This is a genomic window from Cupriavidus sp. 8B, assembly GCF_054589115.1.
This window is the reverse complement of sequence record NZ_BAAILO010000658.1, coordinates 36,857-38,914: the sequence shown is the minus strand read 5'-3', so window position 1 is coordinate 38,914 and position 2,058 is coordinate 36,857. Positions and strand designations below refer to the sequence as shown.

The window sequence follows — 2,058 nt, the reverse complement described above, 5'->3', positions numbered from 1 at the left end:
AGTCTTTCGCCCCATCCGGGTCGCCTTCTTTGCCTACTTTCTTGGCGAGACAAGAAAGTAGGTCGCCTCCCCGCAGGGGAGGTGAAACTGCAGTTGACTTTAAGCTTTTGACCTGACGTTAAGCAGTTGAATTTGACATCAAGCCGCACAGAGGATTGCGCGACGCGACTCAGCCCATGGTGCCCAGGATCACGCTCGACGCCTTGAAGATCGCCAGCGCGCGGCTGCCCTCGGCCAGGCCGAGCGCGCTCACGCTGTCGTTGGTGACGATGGCCACCACGGTGCCGCCGCCGTCCAGCTCCAGCGCCACCTCGGCATTGACGGCGCCCGGCAGCACGCGGGTCACCTTGCCTGGCAACTGGTTGCGCGCCGAGAGCCGCAGCCCGGGATCGGGCAGCCCCAGCAGGACCGAGGAAGCCTTGATCAGCGCGAAGGCTTCGGCGCCGGGTACCAGGCCCAGCATCTCCACGCTTTCGTGGGTGATGGTGGCGACCACGTGCTGGCCGCCCGCGAGCGACAGCGTGATCTCGTCGTTGACGGCGCCGGCACGGATCGCAGCCACCTTGCCGAAGAGCTTGTTGCGCGCACTGGTCTTGATCATGAAACGCCGCATCAGGTGAAGGTCGTCCTGCGCCGTCTCGTTGAAGTTGCCGAGGCTGGCGAGGTGTTCGATAAAGAGCCGGTGCTGGTGCTCGAGCACGCGGTAAGTGCGGATCAGGCTGGCGGCGCGCTCCGTGAGCACGGTACCGCCGCCGCCCTTGCCGCCGGCGGCGCGGACCACCAGCGGCTCGCCCGCGCTGTTGTTCATGGCGTCGATGGCATCCCAGGCGGCCTTGTAGCTCAGGCCGACCGCCTTGGCGGCAGCCGTGATCGAGCCATGCTCGCCGATCGCGGCCAGCAGGGCAATGCGTTCGCCCCCGCCCCAGTCCTGGGAGCCTGAGCGAAACCAGATCGCGCCTTCGAGTTCTAGCATGCGGGAATGGCGCTACCGCGTGGCAGCGCAGCAAAGTGGCAGAAGCCGCTTATCTTAATGCCAAAGCTTGGCGGCGCGGCAGCCGCCCTGCCTCAACTTGCCTGCACGGCAACATATCAACGCGTCAACCCTGGTGAGCCGGGATATACCAGCGCATCATGCTGCCGGCAAAGTATTGGCGATCGAGCTGGCGCAGCAGGCGCCAGGCGGTGAAGGGATCGATATCCAGGTTGACCCAGGCCCAAGGATGGTCCGGATCGCCCTCGCGCACCAGTTCCACGGACGTCACCGGTGCGTAGGTCGCCAGCTTGTCGCGCAGCATCTGTTCGGTCACATCGCGGTGCAGGCCCCGGATGAGTACCTTCATGTCTCGCTCCCGATATGAGGCAGCGCGCACGCGGCAAGCGGCACGGGCCTGGGTTGTCTAGCTCATTGTAGGCGGCCCGACGCGGGCCGTGTGGGCCGCGCATCGCGCCCTTGGCGGCAGTCAGCCCATGATGTGCGCGCCGCCGTCCACGTACACGACGTTGCCGGAGATCCGGCGCGCGTAGGGCGTGGCAAGGTAGGCGGTGGCAAAGCCCACATCCATGATGTCGACCAGCTCGCCCAGCGGGGCGCGGCCCGCGGCATCCGCCAGCAATTGCTCGAAATCCTTGAGCCCGGACGCCGCGCGGGTCTTGAGCGGCCCCGGCGAGATGGCGTGCACGCGGATGCCGCTCGGGCCGAGTTCGTGCGCCAGGTAGCGGCAAGAGGCCTCCAGCGCCGCCTTGACCGGACCCATCAGGTTGTAGTTCGGCACCACGCGGTTGGCGCCCTCGTAGCTCATGGCGAACAGGCTGCCGCCCTCGCGCATCAGCGGCACCGCGCGCCGCGCCAGCCGCACGAAGGAGTGGCAGGACACGTCCATGGCCCGCGCGAAGCCGGCCGCCGATGCATTCAGCAGCCCGCCCTGCAGGTCGGCCTTGGGCGCGAAGGCCACCGAGTGCACCAGCACGTCGAGCTGGCCCCATTGCTGGGTGATCCGCTCGAACAGCGCCTGCTCCTGGCCAGCGTCCTCCACGTCGAGCGGCATCAGGATCGTCGCG

3 protein-coding genes are annotated in these 2,058 nt (G+C 67.2%); all 3 read right to left on the bottom strand.

Features of this window, described 5'->3' with window-relative positions; genetic code table 11:
* Positions 1 to 169: 169 nt before the first annotated feature.
* Positions 170 to 973 (bottom strand): TOBE domain-containing protein, encoded by an 804-nt coding sequence (locus ACYP5B_RS53225; RefSeq protein WP_400101515.1) that lies wholly within the window; start codon positions 971 to 973, stop codon positions 170 to 172.
* A gap of 124 nt (positions 974 to 1,097) precedes the next feature.
* Positions 1,098 to 1,340, bottom strand: a complete 243-nt coding sequence (locus ACYP5B_RS53220) for an RNA recognition motif domain-containing protein (protein WP_267605710.1) — start codon at positions 1,338 to 1,340, stop codon at positions 1,098 to 1,100.
* Positions 1,341 to 1,460: 120 nt separating this feature from the next.
* Positions 1,461 to 2,058: SDR family oxidoreductase (locus ACYP5B_RS53215; protein ID WP_459575570.1), on the bottom strand; the 598-nt coding region annotated here is incomplete at its 5' end.

Bases quoted from the DNA above. Each gene is read 5' to 3' on its own strand.
- ACYP5B_RS53225 (WP_400101515.1), bottom strand. From the start codon at position 973: ATGCTAGAACTCGAAGGCGCGATCTGGTTTCGCTCAGGCTCCCAGGAC.
- ACYP5B_RS53220 (WP_267605710.1), bottom strand. From the start codon at position 1,340: ATGAAGGTACTCATCCGGGGCCTGCACCGCGATGTGACCGAACAGATG.